Origin of the sequence: Roseovarius sp. B08, from assembly GCF_051417955.1 — a bacterium.
Taxonomy (GTDB): Bacteria; Pseudomonadota; Alphaproteobacteria; order Rhodobacterales; family Rhodobacteraceae; genus Roseovarius.
On record NZ_JBPRLW010000001.1, the window covers coordinates 4,097,124 to 4,121,244 of the forward strand.

General features: G+C 62.8%; 22 protein-coding genes. 15 read left to right on the forward strand and 7 right to left on the reverse strand.

The genetic code is table 11. The features are described from left to right. Positions 1-65: 65 nt before the first annotated feature. Positions 66-923, forward strand: coding sequence for a 3-mercaptopyruvate sulfurtransferase (gene sseA / locus ACSQ76_RS20830; protein WP_437158062.1), 858 nt, complete (start codon positions 66-68; stop codon positions 921-923). Beyond that, on the forward strand, positions 923-2,107 hold the full coding sequence (locus tag ACSQ76_RS20835) for an aromatic amino acid transaminase (protein WP_437158063.1): 1,185 nt from the start codon (positions 923-925) through the stop codon (positions 2,105-2,107). The genes sseA and ACSQ76_RS20835 overlap by 1 nt, the downstream gene beginning before the upstream one ends. A gap of 86 nt (positions 2,108-2,193) precedes the next feature. Here the strand turns inward: ACSQ76_RS20835 and ACSQ76_RS20840 are convergent, their stop codons facing one another. Together ACSQ76_RS20840 and ACSQ76_RS20845 are read right to left on the reverse strand one after the other, a co-directional pair. After that, complete coding sequence (locus ACSQ76_RS20840; protein ID WP_306127398.1) at positions 2,194-2,811, reverse strand: TetR/AcrR family transcriptional regulator; 618 nt, start codon at positions 2,809-2,811, stop codon at positions 2,194-2,196. 117 nt (positions 2,812-2,928) lie between these two features. Beyond that, positions 2,929-3,090 carry a hypothetical protein gene (locus ACSQ76_RS20845; protein ID WP_437158064.1) on the reverse strand — a complete coding sequence of 54 codons (162 nt, stop codon included), beginning with the start codon at positions 3,088-3,090 and terminating at the stop codon, positions 2,929-2,931. A gap of 180 nt (positions 3,091-3,270) precedes the next feature. Here ACSQ76_RS20845 and ACSQ76_RS20850 point away from each other — a divergent pair, with 180 nt between their 5' ends. From ACSQ76_RS20850 to ACSQ76_RS20880, 7 genes are all read left to right on the forward strand, one after another. After that, positions 3,271-4,206 carry an AEC family transporter gene (locus tag ACSQ76_RS20850; RefSeq protein ID WP_437158065.1) on the forward strand — a complete coding sequence of 312 codons (936 nt, stop codon included), beginning with the start codon at positions 3,271-3,273 and terminating at the stop codon, positions 4,204-4,206. Positions 4,207-4,375: 169 nt separating this feature from the next. Next, complete coding sequence (gene fghA / locus ACSQ76_RS20855; RefSeq protein ID WP_437158066.1) at positions 4,376-5,209, forward strand: S-formylglutathione hydrolase; 834 nt, start codon at positions 4,376-4,378, stop codon at positions 5,207-5,209. A 3-nt stretch (positions 5,210-5,212) separates the two neighbouring features. Next, the gene (gene sthA / locus ACSQ76_RS20860; RefSeq protein WP_437158067.1) at positions 5,213-6,643 is read left to right on the forward strand and encodes a Si-specific NAD(P)(+) transhydrogenase; all 1,431 of its coding nucleotides are present in this window, start codon (positions 5,213-5,215) and stop codon (positions 6,641-6,643) included. Between the two features lie 3 nt (positions 6,644-6,646). Further along, the gene (locus ACSQ76_RS20865; protein ID WP_437158068.1) at positions 6,647-7,096 is read left to right on the forward strand and encodes a YaiI/YqxD family protein; all 450 of its coding nucleotides are present in this window, start codon (positions 6,647-6,649) and stop codon (positions 7,094-7,096) included. Further along, positions 7,093-8,046 carry a DMT family transporter gene (locus ACSQ76_RS20870; RefSeq protein ID WP_437158069.1) on the forward strand — a complete coding sequence of 318 codons (954 nt, stop codon included), beginning with the start codon at positions 7,093-7,095 and terminating at the stop codon, positions 8,044-8,046. Before ACSQ76_RS20865 ends, ACSQ76_RS20870 begins: the two co-directional genes overlap by 4 nt. 70 nt (positions 8,047-8,116) lie before the next feature. Further along, positions 8,117-9,034, forward strand: coding sequence for an ornithine cyclodeaminase family protein (locus tag ACSQ76_RS20875; RefSeq protein ID WP_437158070.1), 918 nt, complete (start codon positions 8,117-8,119; stop codon positions 9,032-9,034). Further along, complete coding sequence (locus ACSQ76_RS20880) at positions 9,031-9,969, forward strand: alpha/beta fold hydrolase (protein ID WP_437158071.1); 939 nt, start codon at positions 9,031-9,033, stop codon at positions 9,967-9,969. Before ACSQ76_RS20875 ends, ACSQ76_RS20880 begins: the two co-directional genes overlap by 4 nt. Here ACSQ76_RS20880 and ACSQ76_RS20885 read toward each other — a convergent pair. Together ACSQ76_RS20885 and ACSQ76_RS20890 are read right to left on the reverse strand one after the other, a co-directional pair. Next, positions 9,954-10,562, reverse strand: coding sequence for a hypothetical protein (locus tag ACSQ76_RS20885; protein WP_437158072.1), 609 nt, complete (start codon positions 10,560-10,562; stop codon positions 9,954-9,956). The two genes, ACSQ76_RS20880 and ACSQ76_RS20885, sit on opposite strands and share 16 nt — an antisense overlap. 23 nt (positions 10,563-10,585) lie before the next feature. Continuing rightward, entirely contained in the window at positions 10,586-11,827 is a 1,242-nt protein-coding gene (locus ACSQ76_RS20890; protein ID WP_437158073.1) for an MFS transporter, read from the reverse strand. Positions 11,828-11,962: 135 nt separating this feature from the next. Between ACSQ76_RS20890 and zapE the strand changes: the two genes are divergently transcribed. Continuing rightward, entirely contained in the window at positions 11,963-13,024 is a 1,062-nt protein-coding gene (zapE, locus tag ACSQ76_RS20895; protein WP_437158074.1) for a cell division protein ZapE, read from the forward strand. A 43-nt stretch (positions 13,025-13,067) separates the two neighbouring features. Here zapE and ACSQ76_RS20900 read toward each other — a convergent pair whose 3' ends face one another. Both ACSQ76_RS20900 and ACSQ76_RS20905 read right to left on the reverse strand, forming a co-directional pair. Then, entirely contained in the window at positions 13,068-13,790 is a 723-nt protein-coding gene (locus ACSQ76_RS20900; RefSeq protein WP_306127386.1) for a type 1 glutamine amidotransferase, read from the reverse strand. Between the two features lie 91 nt (positions 13,791-13,881). Then, the gene (locus ACSQ76_RS20905) at positions 13,882-14,772 is read right to left on the reverse strand and encodes a GlxA family transcriptional regulator (RefSeq protein WP_437158075.1); all 891 of its coding nucleotides are present in this window, start codon (positions 14,770-14,772) and stop codon (positions 13,882-13,884) included. A gap of 154 nt (positions 14,773-14,926) precedes the next feature. Here ACSQ76_RS20905 and ACSQ76_RS20910 point away from each other — a divergent pair, with 154 nt between their 5' ends. The 5 genes from ACSQ76_RS20910 to ACSQ76_RS20930 all read left to right on the forward strand — a co-directional run bounded on the left by ACSQ76_RS20910 (position 14,927) and on the right by ACSQ76_RS20930 (position 21,036). Then, entirely contained in the window at positions 14,927-16,177 is a 1,251-nt protein-coding gene (locus ACSQ76_RS20910; protein WP_437158076.1) for a sarcosine oxidase subunit beta family protein, read from the forward strand. A 13-nt stretch (positions 16,178-16,190) separates the two neighbouring features. Continuing rightward, a complete protein-coding gene (locus ACSQ76_RS20915) occupies positions 16,191-16,478 on the forward strand; it encodes a sarcosine oxidase subunit delta (protein ID WP_437158077.1) in 288 nt (95 codons plus the stop codon). Then, on the forward strand, positions 16,475-19,423 hold the full coding sequence (locus ACSQ76_RS20920; RefSeq protein WP_437158078.1) for a sarcosine oxidase subunit alpha family protein: 2,949 nt from the start codon (positions 16,475-16,477) through the stop codon (positions 19,421-19,423). The genes ACSQ76_RS20915 and ACSQ76_RS20920 overlap by 4 nt, the downstream gene beginning before the upstream one ends. Continuing rightward, positions 19,416-19,982, forward strand: a complete 567-nt coding sequence (locus tag ACSQ76_RS20925) for a sarcosine oxidase subunit gamma (RefSeq protein WP_437158079.1) — start codon at positions 19,416-19,418, stop codon at positions 19,980-19,982. The genes ACSQ76_RS20920 and ACSQ76_RS20925 overlap by 8 nt, the downstream gene beginning before the upstream one ends. A gap of 61 nt (positions 19,983-20,043) precedes the next feature. Further along, on the forward strand, positions 20,044-21,036 hold the full coding sequence (locus ACSQ76_RS20930) for a helix-turn-helix domain-containing protein (protein WP_437158080.1): 993 nt from the start codon (positions 20,044-20,046) through the stop codon (positions 21,034-21,036). 57 nt (positions 21,037-21,093) lie between these two features. Here ACSQ76_RS20930 and ACSQ76_RS20935 read toward each other — a convergent pair whose 3' ends face one another. Further along, positions 21,094-24,015 carry a hypothetical protein gene (locus tag ACSQ76_RS20935; RefSeq protein ID WP_437158081.1) on the reverse strand — a complete coding sequence of 974 codons (2,922 nt, stop codon included), beginning with the start codon at positions 24,013-24,015 and terminating at the stop codon, positions 21,094-21,096. Positions 24,016-24,121 lie beyond the last annotated feature (106 nt).

Genomic DNA, 24,121 nt, shown 5'->3' on the forward strand with positions numbered 1-24,121 from the left:
GCCCGTCGGCTTGCACTGGCCCGCATCCCGCGCTACGTCATTCGCAACGGTTTCTGGGGGCTGTCATGGCAAACGACGATCCGAAAACACTGGTATCCACCGATTGGCTTGCCGCGCATCTGGGCGATCCCGACCTGCGGGTCCTCGATGCCACCTATTTCCTGCCCGGCGTCGAACGCGATGCCAGGGCGGAATACGATCAGGCGCACATCCCCGGCGCACGCTTGTTCGACATTGACGATATTTCCGACCACCGCTCCGACCTGCCGCACATGGCACCGCCGGTGGAAAAATTCATGTCTCGCATGCGTCAGATGGGCGTGGGCGACGGTCACCAGGTGGTGGTCTACGACACCCACGGCCTGTTCTCGGCGGCCCGCGTATGGTGGCTCTTCCGCCTGATGGGCCAGACAGATGTCGCCGTCCTGGATGGTGGACTGCACAAATGGCTGGCCGAGGGCCGCCCGACCGAGGATCTGCCTCCGATGATCCGAGACCGGCACATGACTGTCCGGCGCGAAGCGCACCGCGTCAAGGACGTGACGCAAGTCGCGGCCGCATCGAAGCTGGGCGACTACACCATCCTGGACGCCCGCGCCCCGGGCCGTTTCCGCGGGGACGAACCCGAGCCGCGCAAAGGGCTGCGGGCCGGGCATATCCCCAATTCCCGCAACGTGCCCTACAGCACACTGCTCAACGATGACGCAACGATGAAGTCCCCCGACGAATTGCGCGCGATCTTCGACGCCGCCGGCGCGGACCTCACCAGGCCCGTCATCACAAGCTGCGGCTCCGGCGTGACCGCCGCGGTGATCAACCTTGCGCTGGAACGGATCGGCAAGACCGACCATGCGCTCTACGACGGATCCTGGACCGAATGGGGCGCCTTCCCCACCGTTTCCGTCGCCACCGGAGAAGCCTGATGTTCGAACACCTCAAAGAGCAACCCGCCGACAAGATCCTGGCACTGATGGAGGCCTACAAGGAGGATCCACGCGAGACCAAGATCGACCTCGGCGTCGGCGTCTACAAGGATGCCGAAGGCCGCACGCCGATCATGCGCGCCGTCAAGGCCGCCGAAAAGGAATGGTGGAAGAAGGAAGAGACCAAGGCCTATGTCGGCCTCGCCGGCGACCCGGCCTTTTCCGACGCGATGGTCAAGCTCATTCTCGACGATGCCGCCCCCAGCGATGCGGTGGCGGCCGTGGCCACCCCGGGCGGCACCGGCGCGGTGCGGCAGGCGTTCGACCTGGTGAAGATGGCCAACCCCGGCGCGCGCGTGTTCGTGTCGGACCCGACCTGGCCCAACCACCTCAGCATCCTCAAGCACATGGGGATAGAACACGTCCCCTACCGCTATTTCGACAACGAAACCGGCGGCGTCGATTTCGATGGCATGATGCAGGATCTGGACGGCGTCAAAGCCGGCGACGTGATCCTCCTGCACGGCTGCTGTCACAATCCGACCGGCGCCAACCTGACGATGCAGCAATGGGGCGAGGTGACTGACCTGGCCAATGCCAAAGGCGCCATCCCGATGATCGACATCGCCTACCAGGGGTTTGGCGACGGCCTGGATGCCGACGCGGCCGGCACGCGCCACGTCGTGTCCTCCTGCCCCGAGGTCCTGATCGCTGCCAGCTGCTCCAAGAATTTCGGCATCTACCGCGAGCGCACCGGCCTCCTGATGGCGGTCTGCCAGGACAGCGCGCGTCGCCCGACAACGCAGGCGAACCTCGCCTATCTCAACCGCCAGAACTATTCCTTCCCGCCGGATCACGGCGCGCGGCTCGTTTCGCTGGTGCTGAACGATGACGCCCTGCGCGCCGACTGGCAGGCCGAACTCGAAGAGGTCCGCCGCGGGATGCTGGGACTGCGCGAACAACTGGCCCAAGAATTGCGCACGCTCTCGGGGTCCGACCGCTTTGGCTTCATCGCGCAACACCGCGGGATGTTCTCGCGCCTGGGTCTCGCGCCTGACAAGGTCGAGGCGCTGCGCCGCGATCACGCAATCTACATGGTCGGCGACAGCAGGATCAACATCGCGGGCCTGAATGCCAACACCGTGCCGCTGCTGGCAAAGGCAATCATCGACGTGGGCGCCTGAGCGCCCCGTTAAACTTTTCTCAATTGTTGTAAGCGACGGTTACGGGAATTGGAGAGACACCTACCGGCTGGCGCTTTATCAAAGCGCTAGGCGCCGTACCGCGCCAGAAAGGTTTCGACCGCGCCGGTCGCGATGCGCTCTATCGCATCTTCGGACTTGTCGCATTCCACGCCGCACAGGCAGCGCACGAACAGGTCACATTTGCACAGTTCTCCGAACTGCTTGGTGGCCAGGTCCATGTCTTCGATCTTCAGCTCGCCGCGCTCCACGTACGGGGCCAGCAAACGTCCGATCCGTTCGCTGAACAGCGCCGGACCGGAAGCATAGAACCGTTGGCCCAGTTCCGGAAAACGATAGGATTCCGCGACGCAGATGCGGAACATCTGCTGACCGAAATCCGACAGGAAAAACCGCACGGCCCGACTCGCCGTCTCGTGCAGGGCGTCCTCGATAGACACAGCGTGGCCAATCTGTTGCAGCGCCTCTTCGGCCTGCCGGTTGCACTCGACCCGCGCAACCTCGGAAAACAGCAACCGCTTGTCCGGGAAATAGCTGTAAAGCGTCGCCTTCGACACGCTTGCCGCACGGGCAATGTCATCCACACTGGCGCCTTCGAATCCGTCTCGCATGAAGATTTGCCGCGCGCCTTCAAGCACCTGGTCGAATTTCCGACCTTTCTTGATCTCGGCGTCCATGGCCGTCATGCAAGTCCTCCTGCCTGTTCCTGTCAGCTTACAGGTCCGACGCGGCGAACTGCAAGCCTGTCTACGGGCAAGCGGGGGAGAAGAGGATGGCTTGCCCGCAGACGTGATGCGCAAAAGTTACTGGGACGCGATGCCACCATCGCCTTGCGTCACCGGCTCGGGCGCGGGTTCCGGGAAGGTCAGAACCGGCGTCAGGCTGGACATATCGACACTTACCGCCATGGCAGGCCCTGCAAATGCAGACGCGACAAGCGCCATTGTCAAAAGAAGAGATTTCATATCATGTTCCCTTTCTGAACCATTCAGTTCTCATTATCGATCTAAACAGATCAGTTCATTTTGCAACCTGGGAAATAAACAAACCAGTTTACTTATTCGAATATTCGCTATTCATTCTCGATTGGCCCGGCGTCCACCCAATAAGATTGACGCCCCCCGCCAACATGCTAGGACCGGTCCATGCTGGATATCTTCTTGCAAACCCTGCCCTTCTTCCTGCTGATCGGGCTTGGCTACTGGGCAGGGCGCACCGGGTTCTTCAGCGAAGAGGCGACCGCCTACCTCACCAAATTCGTCTTCTACTTCGCCTTGTCGGCCATGCTGTTCCGGTTCTCCGCGAACCTGACCATGAGCGAGATCTTCGACTGGCGGTTCGTCATGGCCTACCTTTGGGGCACCGCCTTTGTTTACGGGCTCGTGACGCTGGTCGCCTTCGTCCGCCGGCTCAAGGCAGAGGAAGCCGCGTTCGAGGCTCAATGCGGCGTGATCGGCAATGTAGGCTTTCTGGGCGTGCCAATGCTGACCCTGCTTCTCGGGCCGGACGCGATCGGACCAGTCATGCTGGTGCTGGCTGTTGACCTGATCGTCTTCGGCTCGCTGATCGTGATCGTCGTCACCGGCACCCGCGACGGTCGGATGAGCTTCGGAATCTTTCGCACCGTCGGCATCGGCCTCGTGAAAAACCCGATGATCGTGTCGATAACGCTCGGCCTCGCCTGGTCCGCCTTCGACCTGCCGATCCCCAACGTGATGAACGATTTCCTGTCCCTGCTGGGCGGCGCGGCGACCCCGGGCGCGCTCTTTGCCATCGGCGCGTCGCTGGCCACAAAGTCCGCCGAACGCCCCTTCGTCGCTGGCTGGCTCAGCTTTAACAAGCTGATCCTGCATCCGCTCTTCGTCGCCTTTTCCGCGCTTTATCTTTTCCCGGTCGACCCCTACCCGGCCGCCGTGATGATCACCGCCGCCGCCCTGCCCGTGGCCGGTAACGTCTACATCCTGGCCGAGCATTACCGCGTCGCGCCCCAGCGGGTCTCGGCCTCGATCCTGATCTCGACCGCCGTAGCGGTCATTACCGTGTCGATCGTCATTGGCTGGGTCACCGGTCTCTACCAGTAGCGCCGCGCCCGCAGACTGGCATTTGTGAAACTGAAACCTGTTGGCGCTATGCCGGCGCCGAGCAAATTCGCGGTTGGCCGCAGGGCTGGGCATGATACGGTCCGCGCGAAAGTCGCCGGATAATGCCGACCCGGCGCCTCACCGCGTTAAGGACAGAAGGAAGATCGTGATGGAAACCGTTTCGGAAAATGCCTGCTTTGGCGGCACGCAAGGTGTCTACACCCACAAATCCAAGGCCTGCGATTGCGACATGACCTTTGGCCTCTTTCTGCCGGAAGAGGCGAAATGGGGCACCGTCCCCGTGCTGTGGTACCTGTCTGGCCTGACCTGCACCCATGAGAACGCCATGACCAAGGCCGGCGCCCAGCAATGGGCGGCCGAACAGGGCATCGCGCTCGTCTTCCCCGACACCTCGCCAAGGGGCGAGGGCGTGGCAAATGACGACGCCTTTGACCTGGGCCAGGGCGCGGGCTTTTACGTCAACGCCACGCAGGACCCCTGGGCGCCGCATTTCCGCATGTGGGACTACGTGACCGAGGAACTGCCAGTGCTGATCGCCTCAAACTTCGCCATCGACAGCGCCCGGCAGGCCATCACCGGCCACTCCATGGGCGGGCATGGTGCGCTGACCATCGCGATGAACATGCCCGACCGCTTCGCCTCGGTCTCGGCCTTCTCGCCCATCGTCAACCCCACCCAAAGCAGCTGGGGGCGCAAGCAGTTCGGCGCCTATCTGGGCTCGGACGAAAGCCTCTGGGCCAAGCATGATGCCACGCTTCTGATGAACGAAAAGGGCTTCGATGGCCCGATTTTGTGCGATACCGGGACCTCGGACCAGTTTCTGGACCTGCTGATGCCCGAAAGCTTTGCCAAGGCTTGCGCCACCCGACGCCAGCAATCCATCCTGCGGATGCAGCCCGGTTACGACCACAGCTATTTCTTCGTTTCCTCCTTCATGGAAGAACACATCGCCTTCCACGCCGAAGCGCTCTACGCAGGGTAAGACATGAGCCATTACGACCTCATCATCATAGGCTCCGGCCCCGCCGGACGCTCTGCCGCGATCCAGGCGGGCAAGCTGAAACGCCGGGTGCTGGTCGTGGACCGCAAGGACAGGCTGGGTGGCGTGTCGGTGCATACCGGCACGATCCCGTCCAAGACTCTGCGAGAGACCGTGCTCAACCTCTCGGGTTACCGCGAGCGCAGCTTTTATGGCCGCTCATACCGCGTGAAAGAGGATATCGGCGCGCAGGACCTGAAGATGCGACTGCACAAGACGCTGGATTACGAGGTTGATGTCCTGGAGCACCAGTTCAACCGCAACCACGTCGATACCCTCCACGGGATGGCGAGTTTTACGGGGCCCAATGCGCTGGATGTTGCAACCGAGGCGGGTGAAACCATGTCTCTCACCGCCGACCGCTTCCTGATCTCCACCGGCACCAAGACCTATCGCCCCGACTACGTGCCTTTCAACGGCAATACGGTCGTGGACAGCGACGAGTTCCTCGAACTGGGTCAGATCCCGCGCAGCCTCGTGGTAGTGGGGGCGGGCGTTATCGGCGTTGAATACGCCACCATGTTCTCGGCCCTCGACGTGCGCGTGACCCTGATCGAACCGCGCGACAGTTTCCTCGATTTCATCGACAAGACCCTGATCGACGATTTCACCCACCAGATCCGCGAGAACGGCGTCGACCTGCGGCTCGGCTCGGCCATCGAGACGATCGAGGACGCGGGCGAGCATATCGAGACGACGCTGGCCAACGGGCGGCACGTCCGCTCCGAGATGCTGCTTTTCGCCGCCGGGCGCATGGGCGCCACGGATCGGCTGGGGCTCGACAAAGCCGGGTTGAACACCGACCACCGCGGCCGGCTCGAGGTCGATCGCAAGACCTACCAGACCAGCGTGCCGCATATCTACGCCGCGGGCGACGTGATCGGGCACCCCTCGCTCGCTTCGACCTCCTTGCAGCAAGGCCGCATTGCCGCCTGCCGCGCGCTCGACACGCCCACCCTGCCCGAAAGCCCGTGGTTCCCGTACGGCATTTATTCCGTGCCAGAGATCTCCACCTGCGGCATGTCAGAGGAGGAAATGCAGGAGCGCGGCATCGCGTACGAGGTCGGCATCGCCCGCTTCCGCGAAACATCCCGTGGCAACATCATGGGTCTGGAACATGGGATGCTGAAAATGCTGGTGTCGCTGAAGACCCGCCGGGTGCTGGGCGTCCAGATCGTCGGCGAAGGCGCGACCGAGCTTATCCACATTGCGCAGGCCGTGCTGAACCTGAAGGGCACGGTGGATTACTTCGTGCAGAACACGTTCAACTATCCCACGCTGGCCGAGGCCTACAAGATCGCCGGTCTCGACGCGTTCAACCGCATGCCCATTCCTGAGGAATACAAGGTCGCGCGCGGCGCCAAGGCGGCGGAATAGGCCATGCCGCTTTACGTCGATGCCGATGCCTGTCCGGTCAAGGACGAGGTCGAGCGGGTGGGCACCCGTCACAAGCAGAAGATCTTCATCGTCTCCAACGGCGGCCTGCGCCCCTCGCGCAATCCGCTGGTGGAAACCATCATCGTGCCCGACGGGCCGGACGTGGCCGACATGTGGATCGCCGAGCGTGCCGGGCCGGGCGACGTGGTCATCACCGGCGACATCCCCCTCGCGGCCAAATGCGTCGAGGCCGGCGCGCTGGTACTGAAACATAACGGCGAGGCGCTGACCCAAGCCAATATCGGCAACGCGCTGGCCACCCGCGACCTCATGAGCGACCTGCGCTCCGCCGATCCGTTCCGGCAGGGCGGCGGCAAGGGGTTTACCAAAGCCGACCGCTCGCGCTTTCTAGACGCGCTGGAACGCATGGTCCGCCAGGCAGCGCAGGGATGAGCGTGTCGCGCACGAACCTTGCCGGAGCGGGCTGTGCTCTACTGGCTGTCATATGCTTTTCGCTGAACGACGTGGGCATCAAGTTCCTGTCGGACGATTATGCTTTGCACCAGATCGTATTCTTCCGGTCAGCCATCGGGCTGCTGACCTTCGCGGTGATCTTCCTGCCTCTCTACGGGCTGCGGGTGCTACGCACGCGGCGCCCCGGCGCGCACCTGTTGCGTGGGGTCTGCGTGGTCGGCGCCAACTCCTGCCTCTTCCTCGGCTTGGCGGCCATGCCTATCGCCGACGCGGTGGCGGTGTTCTTCATCTCGCCGCTGGTTATCACCGTCTTTTCGGTGATCTTCCTGCGCGAAACCGTGGGCGCCCGCCGCTGGGCCGCCATCGCCGTGGGATTTTTGGGCGTTCTGGTGATCGTCAAACCCGGCACCTCGGCCTTCCAGGTGGCCGCCCTCCTACCCATGGCTGCCGCGGTCCTTTACGCTGTGATCCACATGGTCGCCCGCAAGGTCGGCGGCACGGAATCCGCGGCCACCATGGCGGTCTATATCCAGATCACCTTCATCATTGCCTGCACCTTCATCGGCCTCTCCATCGGCGACGGCAAGTTCGCCCAACAGGATCACGCGTCACTGGCCTTCCTTTTCCGAGCGTGGGGGCCGATCGCGGCGCATGACTGGTGGATCCTCATCATGCTGGGTGTCAGCGGCGTCACGGGCGGCTTCTTCATCAGCCAGGCCTACCGCATTTCCGAGGCCGCGTTCGCCGCACCCTTCGAATACGTCGCCATGCCCATGGCCATCATGTGGGGCGTCACCGTGTTCGGAACATGGCCGGACCGTACCGCGTGGATCGGCATCGCGCTGATCCTCGGCTCCGGTCTCTATTTGATTTGGCGCGAATCCCGAAAGGACCAGATCGTCGCCAGCGATGAGCCCCGCCACCTTTGACAGCCGCACTATTTGACGCCAACCGCGCCAGCACGCATACCTTGCGAAACAACCAGCAAGGAGCGCCCCCATGAGCATTTCCATCATTCCCTTCGACGAAGGCGAGGCGCTACTGAACTGGTTGGCACTGTGCGACACCTTCGAAGCCGGGCACATGCGCCCCAAGGCCGAGATCGGCGACACGTTCCTCTACCGCGACCCCGACACGCTGCTCAGCCGGTCCGCGTGGATCGACGGTATGGGTCTGGCCGTCAAATCCGCCACGATCTTTCCCGGCAACCCTGACATGGGCCAACCGATGATCAACGGATCGGTCAGCGTGTTTTCCGATACGACTGGCAGTCTGGAGGCGGTCATCGACTTCCACCTCGTGACCAAGTGGAAAACCGCGGGCGACAGCCTCTTTGCCGCCCGCCGCCTGGCCCGGCCCGACAGCCGCAATATCCTGATCGTCGGCGCAGGCACCGTGGGCCGCTCGCTCTTTCAGGCCTACAGCGCGGGATTTCCCGACGCGCGATTCACCGTCTGGAACCGCACCCGTGCCAATGCCGAGGCTATGGCCGAAGATTGCCCCGGGTTGAGCGTCGCGGACGACCTGGAGACCGCCGTGCGCGCCGCTGACATCGTCACCTCGGCCACCATGTCCACCGAGCCGGTGCTCAAGGGCGATTGGTTCCAACCCGGCCAGCATATCGACCTGATCGGCGCCTATCGCCCCGACATGCGAGAGGCCGACGACGCCGCCCTGCAACGCGCCCGCGTCTTCGTCGACAGTTATGACACAACGGTCGGTCATATCGGCGAGATCAAGATCCCGCTCGAGGCCGGTGCGATCAACCGTGGCCACCTCGTGGCCGACTATTACGAGCCCAATTTGTTCAATCGGCGCTGCGAAGACGAGATCACGCTGTTCAAGAATGGCGGAGGCGCGCATCTGGACCTGATGACCAGCCGGTACATCCTCGACGCCTGGCAGGCCGGCGGTTGATCGGCTGGGCGCTTGTTGCCGCCGGCGCCGCAATCGCGGCGGCACCCTTCGCGGCCGAAGCCGTCCGTTCCCGCGTCGGCGATCGACACCGCGCCGTCGCCTCTGGCCAGACGGCAAATTTGCCGTGCGGCGCGACATTCTTCAGTTGGCAGGGACCGAAGAATGGTCCGGTCGCGGTCTGTATTCACGGGCTAACAACACCGAGCTTCGTCTGGGGGCCAATCGCCGAGCACCTGACGAATATGGGGTTTCGCGTTCTGGTCTATGATCTTCATGGCCGGGGCCTTTCCGCGCGTCCGAAGGGGGTGCAGGACAGCGGCTTTTTCAATGCCCAGCTCCTCGCGCTGCTCGATCACGAGGGCGTTGAAGGTGACATAACGGTCTTGGGGTATTCGATGGGCGGCGCCATCGCATCCGGCTTTGCAGCAAGTCACCCCGACCGTCTGCGCCAGCTTTGCCTCATCGCACCGGCCGGGTTGGGCCACGATCTTGGGCCGGTGGCAGATATGGCTGTCAGCCACCCCGCACTTGGCCGGTGGATGATGCTGGGCTTTTATGGCCGCAGTCTCCGTCGCGCGCTGGACGCCGAGCGCGCTTTGCCCTCAGCCATTCCCGATATGGTGGACATGCAGATCGCAGAAAGTCGCAAGCACGGCTTTGCGCCAGCCGTCATGGCCTCGCTGCGCGGCATCATGGACGAGGATATGACACTTGCGCACCGGACCATAGGCGAGGCGCGAATACCCACGATCGCAATATGGGGAGAAAAAGACGATGTGATCCCCCTCTCGGGCCGCGACCGGCTGTCGGAGTTGAACCCGTCAGCCCGCAACGTGGTCATATCCGGGGCGGGTCATGCGCTGGCCTACACTCACGTCTCCGAAGTGACCGCCATTTTGGACAGTCTTCGCGTGGCCGATCACTCGGAGAGCTGACCCAGCCGTGCCCTTGCGGCATCGCAGGCGCTGCCATCCGGGTCGACATCACACGCCCGCTCCAACGCATCGCGCGTCTTGCCGGATTCTGCCCCGCTGCTTTCGTACTCCATCCCCAGCATGAAGCACCCCCAAGGCGCTTTGGCATCGCAGGCTGTTTCATAGGTTCGGACCTGACAATGCGATGTCGCGGCCGCATCGGGGCGAGTGTTCTGAATCCAGTTGCCTTTCTTCGCGGTCGCCCCGGCATTGGTGCAGCCGTTGGCATCGCCCGCGGCACAGGCTGCCATGAAGAAGGGGAACTTGACATTGGCCTGACCGTCGACGTCAAGTTCGATCTCGACCGCTCGCGCCAGCCCGAAACACGCCTTTGCCTGCCCCGCGCGACACAAAGCCATGCACCATCCGGGCCGATCCGTGCAATCCCGCGTACCGCTGGTGTCCTGTTCAGGGGTCCGGTAGACGTCCGCCGGGCATTGATCCCGATAGGTGGCAAAGACCGGGTCGTCCTGTCCCGCTTGAAGGGCGGCCCGATAGCGTTCGGGCTGGGTTGCGATCCAGCTGTCGACATCTGCCGCGGCAGGGACAGCCACCGCAGCAAGAAAAAGGACTGCCGTCAGGCCAAGGCACCGCGCGGCAGGACTCGTTCTTTCACCGGAAGATGTACGATGGCCGAGAATGCGCCCACTCCTACGCCAATCCACCAGACAAGCGAATAGTTGCCATACATATCATACAACTGCCCCCCTAACCAGACACCCAGGAAACTGCCTAACTGGTGGCTGAAGAAAACGATCCCGTAAAGCGTGCCCATGTATCTAAGACCGTAGATATGCGCGATCAGCCCGCTGGTCAGAGGCACAGTGGCCAGCCAAAGGGACCCCATCGCCGCCGAGAACAAGAGCACGCTGGTCGGCGTGATCGGAAACAGGATGAAGGCCGCCGCGACGAGCGTCCGCCCGGTGTATATTCCGGCCAGCAACAGCTTTTTGGAATGGCGTTTGCCCAGCCATCCCGCCGTCAGCGTCCCCGCGATATTGGCCAGCCCGATCAGCGCGATGGCCACCGCCCCTAGCGCCGAGGTCGTGGTCACCCCCATGTTGTGCAACACGCTGCCGGCCGCGATCGGCCCGCAATACTCCGTCACGAAGGCCGGGAAGTGCGCCGTGATGAACCCCAACTGATAGCCGCAGGAAAAGAAGCCCATAAAGATCAGCGTGTAACTCGGATCCCGGAACGCCTTGACCAAGATCTGGCCCATCGTCTCTTCCAGCTCCGCCGTGCTGACAGGCTCCGGCGCCCGCATCAGCGGCAGGCAGGCCAGCACCGCCAGGATCGCCGCCGCGAAGATCAGGAAGACCGACTGCCAGCCCATGATCGACAGCAGGCACTCCGCAATCGGCGGGCCGAACACCTGCCCAGCCGATCCGGCCGCCGTTGCAATGGCAAGGCTCATCGAGCGGTTCTCGTCGCTGCTGGCCCGCCCCACCACGGCCAGAATCACGCCGAATCCGGTGCCCGCGATACCGAAGCCCACCAGCACTTCGTAAAGCTGGTGCGCCAGCGGCGTCGTGGCAAAGGAAGACAGGACCAGCCCCGCGGCATACATCAACGCGCCCAGCACGATCGCCTTGCGGTCCCCGACTTTCTCGGCAATCGCGCCGAAAATTGGCTGGCCGATGCCCCAGGCAAGGTTCTGTACCGCGATGGCCAGGCTGAATTCCACGCGAAGCCAGTTGAATTCCTCGGCAATCGGGATCTGGAACACGCCAAAGGCTGCCCGGATCGAGAACGAAACGAGCATGATCAGGCAGCCCGCCACAAGGACAGAAGTGAAAAGTGGCGCCGCTTTCTGCATCGCATCCTCCGAACAACCCGCGCAGATTTACCCGAGCCCGACCCGCCGTCAATTTATGGATTGTGATGCACACAATTCCGTTTCGCGATCTGCTTCGTGCTTTCCACGCCTGCGCCGCTTCGATATCCAGAGTGCATGGAGACTGTGCCCGACAGATATGAGCGTTTGGTGTCCGAAGGCGTTCTGAAGCGTGACGAAGCACAGGTCGCCGCGGTGGAAGAGTTGGAACGGCTTCGCGCCGACCTTGCGCAACCTCAGAAGAAGGGATTTTTCCGCAGGCAGGTGGAAGCTCCCAAGGGCCTTTACCTTTGGGGCGGCGTCGGCCGCGGCAAATCCATGTTGATGGATATGTTTGTCGACACATTGACGGTCCCAAAACGCCGCGTGCATTTTCACGCCTTCATGCAAGAAATTCATGCCGGCATGCACAAGGCGCGCGCCGAAGTGAAGGAGGATGCGCTTGCCCCGGTGGCCAAGTCCGTCGCCGATTCGGTGCGCTGTCTCGCATTCGACGAAATGCAGATCACGGATATCACCGACGCGATGATCGTTGGCCGATTGTTCGAGTCGCTGTTCGATTCCGGCGTCGCCGTGGTGACAACCTCCAACCGCGTGCCCGACGACCTTTACAAAGATGGCCTCAACCGGCAACTTTTCCTGCCCTTCATCGAGCACTTAAAGGAAAGGATGGTCATCCACGAAATGATCAGCCCCACCGATCACCGGCAGGGGCGCCTTGCTGGCAGTCCGACCTATTTCACACCAAACAACCCCGAAGCGCGCGCCAAGATCAACGCGATCTGGCAGGATCTGACCGAAGGCAAAAGTCAGCCGCTGACCCTGGTGGTGAACAAACGCGAGGTCGAGATACCCGCCTTTCACAACGGTGTTGCGCGGGCCACTTTCTATGACCTGTGCGGTCGGTCTTTGGGGCCTGCGGACTACCTCGCACTCGCCCAGGCGGCCCGCGTGCTTGTGCTGGAGAACATCCCACAACTCGGCCGGTCGAATTTCAACGAGGCCAAACGTTTCGTGACCCTGGTCGACGCACTCTACGAGGCGAAGGTGCGTCTTATCTGTTCCGCCGCCGCAGCGCCCGAATATCTTTATGTCGAGGGCGAGGGCAGTTTCGAGTTCGAACGTACCGCAAGCCGCCTGCGCGAAATGCAATCCGAGGGGTGGGGCCAGGATCCTTGAGCCGCCGTTTCGCCGGCTCTACGAGTTCATTGTATTACCCGACTCAGGTGCGCGCCGTCGCCTGTAGCCAGTTGATGTAGATACGCTCAGCCATCTCGTTGAACTCACCCATGCGCTTGGAGCAGTTTTCCTGAAACGCGTCCAGCGCACCCGGACCCAGAGCCTTTTCCAGAGCTTGGGCGTATTCGGGAATTTCACCCCAAGCCTGCACCGTGTCATGTTCGATCTCGATATGGAACTGCATCGAAAAGGCGCGCGTTCCCCATTTCATCGCCTGCACCGGGCAGGCAGGGGACGTGGCCAGCACCTGAGCGCCCTCGGGTAGCGCGGTCACTTCGGCCGAATGCCATTGCAAGGCTTGAAATACCTCGGGCAGCCCATCGAAGAACACGCCGCTTGCCCCAGCCTCGGTCAATTGCACGTCCAGCACTCCGATCTCGGGCGTCTTCGACGGGCCAACGGCGCCGCCAAGCGCATCGGCCAGCAGCTGATGGCCGAGGCAAAGGCCAAGATACGGCACGCCCTGCCCCTCGACCGCCTCGCGGATGAAAGCCTTTTCCGCTTTCAGCCAAGGGTGCTCGTCCTCCTGCCACGTGTCCATGGGCCCCCCAAGGACCCACAGCGCATCGTAGCCGTCCATGCTCTCGGGCAACGCCTCGCCCTCGTCCAACTCGATCGCATCCCAGGTGTGACCGTCTTCCTTGAGAAACTTGCGGAAAACGGCCGGATGCTCGACGCGTTCATGTTGCAGGACCAGAATATGCATTGGGACCCTCACCTTTGCTTTGCCGAACCTTAACGTGCCGCGCGACCATGACAAGCCATCGGGCGCAAACCGAACACCACGTGACGCAAACCTAGCGATAGGCCGAAGGCGGCTGCCCGAAGCGTGCACTGTATGCGCGCGAGAAATGCGCTGAACTTGCAAAGCCCGTGGCCAAAGCGATCTCGGTCAGGCTCAACGGTGAGTTGCGCAAGAGGCTCTGCGCCTTCTCCAGCCGCAATTCGCGGTAATAGCGCATCACCGACCTCCCCAGCTTGTCGTGAAACAGTCGGTTCAACTGCCGGGGCGACAGCCCGGCCACCTGCGCCAGCCGAGATAGCTCCAGCGGATCGGCCACGTTCGCCTCCATCGCCTCTACTGCGTCCAGAATTGCAGGCACCGTCGTCCCTACACGCTCCACCAACCCCGACCGCTGCGGCCCGGCCGAAGGGCGAACCTCTGTATGCATGAACCAGTCGCTAACCAACCGGGCGAAATGCGCGCCGTGATGCTGTGTGATCAGCGCGTGCATCAAATCCATCGGCGCGGTTCCCCCCGCACAGGTCACCCGGTCCCGGTCGATCACATAAAGGGAGCGTTCCAGTACCAGGCTGGGCGAGATTTCTGCCAGCGCACCGGCATGTTCCCAGTGGACCGTCATGCGACGCCCGTTCATCAGCCCCGCCCGCGCCAGAATGATCGGTCCGCCCGAAACCCCGCCCAGTGGCACACCCGCCCGCGCCAGCCGCGCCAGCCAGTTCAGCACCGCGCGGTCGTTATAAAGCGTGGGATCCCCACCCGCGACGACGAAGAGGTAATCGAACACGTCGGTCTCTCCCACTTCGACTTCGGGCAAAACCATGCCCGCCCCGGAGCTCGGCACCGGATCCAGGTCACTTCCTACGGTAATTACGTGGTAAAGCTCCCGCCGCGCCAGCAGGTTCGCCGCACGCATCGGTTCGGTCAGCGCGGCGAAGGACATCATCGCGAACCCCGGAATCGGCAGGACCCCGATTCGGCGGGAAGCATCCAAATTTGAACCAATATTGTCCACAATCGGAAACTATCCGTCTTTTTTGGAAAAGTCCATTCACCGCGAATACCGCAAAATGATTACAGCAACCGTGGGAAATCATCTTATGCGCTACAGTGGGTTCAAGGTCCTCTGGGAAGGCCTGACCGGCAACAAGGGTTGGACGCGCGTCTGGCGCGAGCCCGAGCCCAAGGCGGAATACGACATCGTCATCATCGGCGGCGGCGGGCATGGCCTGTCGACGGCCTATTACCTCGCCAAGGAGTTCGGTCTGACCAATGTCGCCGTTCTGGAAAAGGGCTGGCTGGGTTCGGGCAATATCGGGCGAAATACCACGATCATCCGCTCCAACTACCTGCTGCCAGGGAACGAGCCGTTCTACGAATTCTCGATGAAGCTTTGGGAAAACCTCGAGCTGGACACGAACTACAACTCGATGGTCTCGCAGCGGTCGATCCTGAACCTGATCCACACAGACGGCCAGCGCGACGCCTTCGTGCGGCGCGCGAACGCGATGTTCCTGGCCGGCGCCGATGCCGAACTGGTCGATGCCGCGCAGCTGAAAAAGGAACTGCCGTTCCTCGACTATGACAACGCCCGCTTCCCCATCAAGGGGGGCCTGTTCCAGCGCCGCGGCGGCACCGCCCGGCACGACGCCGTCGCCTGGGGCTATGCCCGCGGCGCCGACAGCCGCGGCGTCGACATCATCCAGAACTGCGAAGTCACCGGCTTTCAGATCGAGAATGGCCGCTGCCTCGGGGTCGAGACCTCGCGCGGCCCCATCCGCGCCAAGAAAGTGGCGATGTGCGTCGCCGGCTCCTCCGGCCGTGTCGCCGCGATGGCCGGCATGCGCCTGCCCATTGAATCACACGTATTGCAGGCGTTCGTGTCCGAGGGCCTGAAGCCGACGCTCCCCGGCGTGATCACCTTCGGCGCCGGCCATTTCTACGTCAGCCAGTCCGACAAGGGCGGGCTGGTCTTCGGCGGCGACATCGACGGCTACAACACCTACGCCCAGCGCGGCAATCTTCCGGTTGTCGAGGATGTCTGCGAGGGCGGCATGGCGATCATGCCGATGATCGGCCGCGCCCGCCTGCTGCGGTCGTGGGGCGGCGTCATGGACATGTCGATGGACGGCTCGCCCTTCATCGACAGGACCCATATCGACGGGCTCTATTTCAACGGCGGCTGGTGCTATGGCGGGTTCAAGGCCACGCCCGCCTCGGGCTTCTGCTATGCCCACCTGCTTGCCAGGGACGAGCCGCACCCCACCGCCACGCAAATGCGGCTGGATAGGTTCATGACCGGCAACCTGATCGACGAAAAAGGCATGGGCAACCAGCCCAACCTGCATTGAGGGGCATACAGACATGATCATCGACCATCCCCTTCTGGGCCCGCGCGACGCCGCCGAATTCGTCTATCTCGGCGACGCCGCCCTCATCGACCGGCCCGACTGGCAGGCCGACGACGCGATGGAACAGTTCCACAGCTACGGCTACCTGCGCGACAACCCCGCAGGCCAGCACGAGGAGCTATGGTACCACGAACAGGGTGACCGCTCGTGGCTGGTGGTCACGCGCAACACCCTCACGCACGAGATCACGGCGGTCGAACTGGCCCGCGACGTGGCACGCAAACGGGGACGCGGCAAATGACAGGGACGAACCGCATCGAAGGCGGCCTGATCGACCGCTCGAAAGAAATCAAGTTCCGCTTCAACGACAAGTGGTTCCGTGGCCACCCGGGCGACACGCTCGCCTCGGCGCTTCTGGCCAACGGCCAGCTTCTTGTGGGCCGCTCGTTCAAGTATCACCGCCCGCGCGGCGTGTTCACCGACGGCTCCGAGGAACCCAACGCGCTGGTCCACCTGCGCGACGGCGCTTATCAGGAGCCGAACACACGCGCCACGATGGTCGAGCTCTTCGACGGTCTCAACGCCACCTCGCAGAACCATCGCGGCTCGCTGGAATACGACCTGCTGGCGGTCAACGACTTCTTCTCGCCCTTCCTGTCGGCGGGTTTCTACTACAAGACCTTCATGTGGCCCAAGGCGTTCTGGGAAAAGCTCTACGAGCCGATCATTCGCTCCGCCGCCGGCCTTGGCCGCCTGTCGATGAAGGACGACCCCGACACCTACGACAAGGGCTTCCTGCATTGCGACTTGCTGGTCATCGGCGCGGGTCCCTCGGGCCTGATGGCCGCGCTGACCGCCGCGCGCTCCGGCGCCCGCGTGATCCTCGCCGACGAGGATTTCCGCCCCGGCGGCCGCCTCAACTCCGAGACGCTGGAATTGGGCGGGATGTCCGGCACCGACTGGGCGGCAGAGACCGCCGCCGAGTTGGCGTCGATGGACAACGTCCGCCTGATGCCCCGCACCACCGTCTACGGTGCTTACGATCACGGCGTCTACGGCGCGCTCGAACGCTGCACCGATCACCTTGCCGATGGCGCCGGCAAGCCGCGCCAGGTCCTGTGGCGCATCTATTCCAGGCGCGCCGTTCTGGCGGCAGGCGCCACCGAGCGCCCCATCGCCTTTGGCAACAACGATCGCCTCGGCATCATGCTGGCCGGCGCCGTGCGCAGCTATGCCAACCGCTATGCCGCCACCCCGGGCAAGCACGTCGCCGTCTTCACCAACAACGATGACGGCTGGCGCACCGCCGCCGACCTGATCGCCAAGGGCGTCGAGGTGCCCGTCGTCGTCGACAGCCGTGACAGGCCCGCCCCCATCGACCTGCCCGGCGTGCGCCACGTCGCGGGCGAGGCGGTGATGAACACCATCGGGCGCAAGGGCGTGAAATCGATCACCCTCACCAACGGCCAGGTCATTCCCGTCGGCGCGCTGGCCGTGTCCGGCGGCTGGAACCCCAACGTGCACCTCACCTGCCATCAACGCGGCCGCCCCACGTGGCGCGACGACCTCTGCGCTTTCGTGCCGGGCGGCGACCTGCCCGTCGGCATGGCCGTCGCCGGGGCGGCGAACGGCGCCATGACCCTCGCCGCCGCCTTGGCAGAGGGGCAGGCCCAGGCCACCGCACAGCTCGATGCGCTCGGGATCAAACCCAACGCCACCGACCTGCCGCAGGCCGAGGATGAACCGCGCGAGGCCGCCGCCTTCTGGCATGTCAAACAAAGCAGGCACCGCGCCTGGGTCGACCTGCAGAACGACGTCACCGTCAAGGACATCAAGCTCGCCAACACCGAGGGTTTCCGCTCGGTCGAGCTGCTCAAGCGCTACACCACGATGGGCATGGCCACCGACCAGGGCAAGACCTCGAACATCGCCGGCCTTGCGATCCTGGCCGAGGAACGTGGCAAGACCATCCCCGAGGTCGGCACCACCATCTTCCGCCCGCCCTACACGCCCGTGCCCATCGGCGCGCTGGCCGGGCGCGCGCGCGGCAAGGATTTCCGCCCCTACCGCCTGACCCCCAGCCACAAATGGGCCGAGGAGAACGGCGCCAGCTTCGTCACCGTGGGCAACTGGCTGCGCGCCGAATGGTACACGCGTCCGGGCGAGAAGGGCTGGCGCGATTCCGTCGACCGCGAGGCCCGGGCGGCCCGCACGAGTGTCGGCATCTGCGACGTCACCACGCTGGGCAAGATCGACATCCAGGGCAAGGATGCCGGCGCCTTCCTCGACAAGGTCTATGCCAACACCTTCTCGACCCTCAAGGTCGGCCGGATCCGCTATGGCCTGATGCTGCGCGAGGACGGGATCTGCTACGACGACGGCACCACCGCGCGGATGGACGAAAACCACTACGTGATGACCACCACCACCGCCAACGCGGTCACGGTCTTCCGCCGTCTGGAATTCGCGCGCCAGTGCTTCTGGCCCGACATGGACGTGCACCTGATCTCCACCACCGACGGCTGGGCGCAGTTCGCCGTCGCCGGGCCGAAATCCCGCGACCTTCTGCGCAAGGTGATCGACGCCGACCACGACATCTCGAACGAGGCGTTCCCCTTCATGGCCTGCGGTCACGTCACCGTCTGCGGCGGCACGCCCGCGCGGCTCTTCCGAATCTCTTTCTCGGGCGAGATGGCGTATGAAATCGCCGTGCCCGCGCGGTACGGCAACTCCATGATGGCGGTGCTCAACGAGGCCGGCAAGGAGTTCGATGCGGCACCGTATGGAACCGAGGCGCTGGGCGTCATGCGTATCGAGAAAGGCCACTGCACCGGCAACGAGCTGAACGGCCAGACCACCGCCCACAATATCGGGCTGGGCAAGATGGTCAGCCAGAAGAAGGAATGCATCGGCCAGGTCCTGGCGCAACGCCCCGAACTGACCCGCGAAGACGCCGTGCGGCTGGTCGGCTTCCGCCCCGTCGACCGCGACAGGAAACTGATCGCCGGCTCGCATTTCCTGAACAAGCATGCCCCCGCCGACATGGAGCATGACCAGGGCTGGATGACCTCTGTCGCCTATTCGCCCAACCTCGGCCACCATATCGGCCTGGGCTTCATCAAGAGCGGGCACGAACGTATGGGCGAAATCGTCCGCGCGGTCAGCCCCGTGCACGGCACCGAGATGGAGGTCGAAATCGTTTCGGCCCATTTCGTCGACCCGGAAGGAGAGCGTCTGCGTGGCTGATTTCATCCTCACTGCCGAACCGCCCCTCAAGGGCTTCGACCACAGCTTCGGCGAGACGCGGCTATACGCGCCCGCCGATCTGGCGATCGTGTCCATCGCGCTGCCGCTCGGCGGAGAAGATACCGCGCTCAGGGCGATCAAGACCGCCTTCGACGCCGATCTGCCCGCACCTGGTCAGTCCGTGATGGGCAAGGATGACACCCGCATTGTACGCCTCGGCACAGATCAGGCCTTCGCGATCTTCACACGCACCATGCCGGATGCCGAACCGCATGTGCAGACCCTGCTGAAAGGCGCAGCCTACACGACCGACCAGACTGACGTCTGGACCGGCCTCGTCCTCGACGGTCCGCTGGCTCGCACCGCGCTGGAGCGTATCTGTCCGATCGACCTGCACCCCGACGCCTTTGTCGAAGGTGCCGCCGCGCGCACGGTCATGGAACATCTTGGCGTACTGATCCTTCGTACTGGCCCAGACGCCTATCTTCTCCTCTCCGCATCCTCTTCGGCAGGGTCCTTTCTGCACGCGGTCGAAACCTCGCTCGTCAACGTAACTTAAAGGTCAGAAATCAAGCACGGAATTCAGGGATCCGTTCGCAACAGGGAAAGTCAATCAAGACATGTACCTCTCAAACCTCGATCCCGTCGGTACATCCGACCCGCGCCCGCTGCGCGACCAGCGCAGCCTTTCGGACAAGTTCGTTTTCGTCGTGCAGAATGCAGAAAACGCTTTCGTCGCGGAAACTTGCATCCATGTCCTGCGACGCGCCAATAGTATTCTGGGTCAAGAAATCTATAGCTGGAATTGCGTTGATGCCACGGTTTCGAGGCGGGCAACACTCAGCTGTGCACCGGATGAAGTGCTGGTGCTGGTAGGCGGCGTGGACATGCCCTGGAGACCCGCAAGGTCGGAAGTATCGAAGCTGCGCGCCGCGATCAGGAACGCCGCGCGGGTTTGTGTGGTTGGGGGTGCCGTTTTTGTGCCTTTGGCAACGGGCGTGCTGGGGGCCAAACGCTTGTCAGTCCACGCCGCATTCCATGCGGCCGTACGGGAAACCTGCGCCAGTCTGGAGTTGCACAGCGACACGACTTGCCATCACAAAGCGCTCAGCAGCGCCACCGGCCCGGCGGCGGCGATCCGCATGATGGTCGAACTGATCGGTGCACGAGAAGGGAATTTCACCGAAGCTGCACTGGCCCGCGATCTGGGCATTCAAAGCCCTGATACGCAGGACAGTAACTGCTCGGGCGAACGATGGCGCCTGCACCGGCGGGCCGAAGGGTGCGACATGATTTCTGATGCGCTCCAGATCATGGAGGACCACATCGAGGATACCCTGAGCGTCTCGCAAGTCGCTGACATTATCGGCATTTCAGCCCGCAAGCTCGAACGCGGCTTCGCCGAGAAGCTGGGGCGATCTCCGCTCAAGGTTTATCGCGACCTGCGTCTCGACCGAGCCCATGACCTCGTGACACAAACCGCATTGCCTTTGGGCGAAATCGCCATTGCATGCGGTTTCTCCAACGTCACCCTCATGAAACGTTGGTTCCAAAGAAGGTACGGCGAGCCCCCTTGCGATGTACGGCGACGGGCGTTCCACGGCATTCACTGATACGGAAAAACCCCCGGCAGATGGACCGGGGGCCCTCAACGACAAGTTTGGAGTCAATTAGCCGACGTTTCTGGCTTCGGCCCGGAACTCGGTCTCGTCTGTGGCAGAGAAACGTCCGCCCCGAACCTTGCGCAGCTTCCCTTGCCGCAGAAGCTGGCCGAAGGAGCGCAGGCCATCTTCGCGACTGAAATCGCCGCGGTTCACTTCCTTTAGCTTACCCATGAGCATTGGTCGGGTGAATTCCGAATGGCCCTCGACATCAGACATGTAGGCGGCCGCCGCCTCGAGCAGATCGGAAAGTCCGGTCGCGCCCATCTCTTCCGCGAACGCTGTGAAGCCACCCTCATTTGCCGCGGGCATCGACGCGGGCACTGAAACGACACGACGCGGACGCACGGGGGCACGTTCGGTATCGACACGTTGCTCGGCCACCAGTTTGAGCGGTGCGGGGCGTTGTTCGTTCGGGCGCGCCGACCGGGTTGTTGGCGCTGCTGTGTTGGGGCGGCGCGGGCGAACCACTTCGGCCAGGTCAGAGCGATAAGGCGTCTCGTCTACTCCGAGGTCAACGTCGACCCCGGCGCTTTTTTCGGCCTTGGTCGCGGCTACGGCAGCGCGCAGATGCTGAATTGCGGTTCGCCGCATGCTGGCATCCTTGTCGCCCATCTGGCTGTCGGCTTCCTCGAATATGCGCTTTTCGTCCTCAGGGGCGCGTTTTCCCATTCCAAGGAAGCGCGACAGTCCGCGGCGGGGCTTGTCTGCCGTCTCTTCGGTCCGGGTGTCGTCGGCAGGGAATTCCTCATCGACTGCTTCAGTCTCGTCCAGCGCGTCGAATGCTACACGGTTTTCGGCGGCGGGCAGCGCATCGTATTGCTCGTCTTCAGAATAAGTCGAGGCTTCTGCCCGAATTTCCGATGCGGAGGTTTCATCCGTCAAAATGTCGTCATCGACGGTGTCTGAAGCGGCATCTTTCGGGCCTTGCTCGTCCTGAAGATCATCCTCGTCTGCCTGGGCTTCTTCCGCGTGCGCCACGTTCGACAGATCGTCTTTCGCATCGCCGTCGCTCTGCGGGTTCTGTTCGGCCAGTTCCGCCTCGACCTCGGCCAGTTCGCGCTGCAGATCAGCTTCTTCTTCGGGGCTGAGGATTGCTTCGTCGCCAAGGTGGGTGGCTTCAACCGCCTCGACCTCTTCCACAATCATGCCTTGCGTGACCGCCGTCTCAAACTCGGACTTTTTCATCTTGAGTACGCGAGCGTTCAGCGGTCGCGAAGCCGTTTCCTCATCGCGCTCTGCGACACGGGCGTCATTGCCCAGAACGAACGGCGCCCCACCTCTGTCTGCCGATGCAGGAACATGTGTTTCGAGCGCGTCATCAAGGTCGGCGAAAAGAGATTCCGGAGCGTTGCCGTCTTCGATAACTTCAGCAGGGGAGTCTTCCAAATTCTCTGCAATGCCGGGCACTTCGGCGCGCCGGGGTCCCTCGGGCGCGGCATCCGCCAGCAGTTGCGAAAGAGTGTCGTCATCCACGATCACAGCGGCGTCGAGGTCCGTTTCCAGCATATCTTCGGCCTCATCCTCGTCGGTGAGGTCGTCATCAGCCACATCTTCGACAAACGTCTGCAACGTGTCGGCTTTTTCCGACGGTAGATCTTCATGGGCCGCTGCGTCGCTGCCGTCTTTGGCGACAGTATGCTCCGAGGCGTCATCGTACGCGGGCTCAGGCTCGAGCGCACCGTCACCAGCGTCTTTCACCGAGACTGCCACATCCGTCGGAGCAGCGTCGTCAGCCTCTTCGTAACTTTCGTCATAGGGCCCCTTCAGCAACTCATCCAGCTCGTCGGACGCGCTGCCCATCGTGCCGTAGGCGTGCTCGTCCTCGCTGTACTCGGACGCTCCGTAGTCCAATTGGCTTTGCGACACGACGGAGCGGATCCGGCGAAGCTTTTCCGCCACGCTGTCAGTATCGTCGTTGACGACCGGAGCTTCGACAAACTCGCCATCGAACTCCGCGTCCGGCTTTTTTTCTTCCTTATAAATATCGGGGGCATCCGCCTCAGCGGCGGCATTGGCGGCTTCATCGACAACCGAAGCGGCAAAATTCTCATCTTGCCCGGGCTCATCCGGCATCGAGGCACCAGCCTCGTCAACAGCGGCATCGGCTATGAACGCCTCGAGGTCGGCATCGTACGAGTAATCGTCTTCTTGTTCAGAGGCTTCCTCTGCTCCTGACTCCACAGGAGTTTGATTTCCAACCTCATTTTGCGGAACCTGCCGGGCGTGTTCCTGCGAGCCATCTTCGGAATGATCAGCCTGGGCTTCCTCAACATCGGGAAGCGCCTCGTCCGTTATTTCGATCCCGGCGAGAACCTCTTCCGTTTCGGAAGCAATTTCGGTTTCTTTCGCTTCGCTTTCATCCGCAAATTCAGACGTGGGGTCATCTTCTTCCGACGCGATCTCTTTTTCTGGGTCGGACTGCATCGCTTCTTGGGAAACCTCCTCGTCAGGCTCCTCGGAGGCAGACGAGAGGTCTTTCGCCATCTCCGGAGTCTCGGAGTCCGTTTCGGAGGCATCGTTCACCGGAGCTTCTGGCGCCTCGGGGCTTTTCTTGGCCGCGAATTCTTCCTCAGTCTGAGCGCTTTCCGCGTAAGGCGCGGTCTGGGCTGGTTCCTCCGTTGCAGGCGCAGCGACCGGAGCGGCATGGGTCAGAGCCTCGGCGGCGCCTTGGCTTTCATTTGCGCGCAGATGGATTTGTCCTTGCTCTTCCCGGGCTTCTACGCGGCGGGAAATCTCGCGCTCGGCAATGCGGGCGAGCATTTCTGCGTCCGGGGTCGGCGGCTCTGCTCCGAAGTATCTGTCGTCAGCGGCCAAGTCGCGGAAATATTCTGCAATCGCCTTCATGGTTTCGAACGAATCGTCAAAACCTTCCAACGTGCACGAGAACGTGCCGTAAGATACGGTCAGAATTTTGCTTGTACTTACCATTTTTCGCTCGCTCTACTTTGCCTGCAATCATAATTTTTACCATGATCGCAGCGACGAAAGCGGCCCGATTCTTAGAACTTTACCGTATCATTTCGAGGCCAGAATG

Coding starts and splice junctions, on each gene's coding strand:
- ACSQ76_RS20835 (WP_437158063.1), top strand. CDS start 923: ATGTTCGAACACCTCAAAGAGCAACCCGCCGACAAGATCCTGGCACTG.
- ACSQ76_RS20850 (WP_437158065.1), top strand. CDS start 3,271: ATGCTGGATATCTTCTTGCAAACCCTGCCCTTCTTCCTGCTGATCGGG.
- zapE (WP_437158074.1), top strand. CDS start 11,963: ATGGAGACTGTGCCCGACAGATATGAGCGTTTGGTGTCCGAAGGCGTT.
- ACSQ76_RS20900 (WP_306127386.1), bottom strand. CDS start 13,790: ATGCATATTCTGGTCCTGCAACATGAACGCGTCGAGCATCCGGCCGTT.
- ACSQ76_RS20910 (WP_437158076.1), top strand. CDS start 14,927: ATGCGCTACAGTGGGTTCAAGGTCCTCTGGGAAGGCCTGACCGGCAAC.
- ACSQ76_RS20935 (WP_437158081.1), bottom strand. CDS start 24,015: ATGGTAAGTACAAGCAAAATTCTGACCGTATCTTACGGCACGTTCTCG.
- ACSQ76_RS20845 (WP_437158064.1), bottom strand. CDS start 3,090: ATGAAATCTCTTCTTTTGACAATGGCGCTTGTCGCGTCTGCATTTGCA.
- ACSQ76_RS20920 (WP_437158078.1), top strand. CDS start 16,475: ATGACAGGGACGAACCGCATCGAAGGCGGCCTGATCGACCGCTCGAAA.
- ACSQ76_RS20840 (WP_306127398.1), bottom strand. CDS start 2,811: ATGACGGCCATGGACGCCGAGATCAAGAAAGGTCGGAAATTCGACCAG.
- ACSQ76_RS20890 (WP_437158073.1), bottom strand. CDS start 11,827: ATGCAGAAAGCGGCGCCACTTTTCACTTCTGTCCTTGTGGCGGGCTGC.
- fghA (WP_437158066.1), top strand. CDS start 4,376: ATGGAAACCGTTTCGGAAAATGCCTGCTTTGGCGGCACGCAAGGTGTC.
- ACSQ76_RS20905 (WP_437158075.1), bottom strand. CDS start 14,772: ATGATGTCCTTCGCCGCGCTGACCGAACCGATGCGTGCGGCGAACCTG.
- sseA (WP_437158062.1), top strand. CDS start 66: ATGGCAAACGACGATCCGAAAACACTGGTATCCACCGATTGGCTTGCC.
- ACSQ76_RS20915 (WP_437158077.1), top strand. CDS start 16,191: ATGATCATCGACCATCCCCTTCTGGGCCCGCGCGACGCCGCCGAATTC.
- ACSQ76_RS20875 (WP_437158070.1), top strand. CDS start 8,117: ATGAGCATTTCCATCATTCCCTTCGACGAAGGCGAGGCGCTACTGAAC.
- sthA (WP_437158067.1), top strand. CDS start 5,213: ATGAGCCATTACGACCTCATCATCATAGGCTCCGGCCCCGCCGGACGC.
- ACSQ76_RS20930 (WP_437158080.1), top strand. CDS start 20,044: ATGTACCTCTCAAACCTCGATCCCGTCGGTACATCCGACCCGCGCCCG.
- ACSQ76_RS20870 (WP_437158069.1), top strand. CDS start 7,093: ATGAGCGTGTCGCGCACGAACCTTGCCGGAGCGGGCTGTGCTCTACTG.
- ACSQ76_RS20865 (WP_437158068.1), top strand. CDS start 6,647: ATGCCGCTTTACGTCGATGCCGATGCCTGTCCGGTCAAGGACGAGGTC.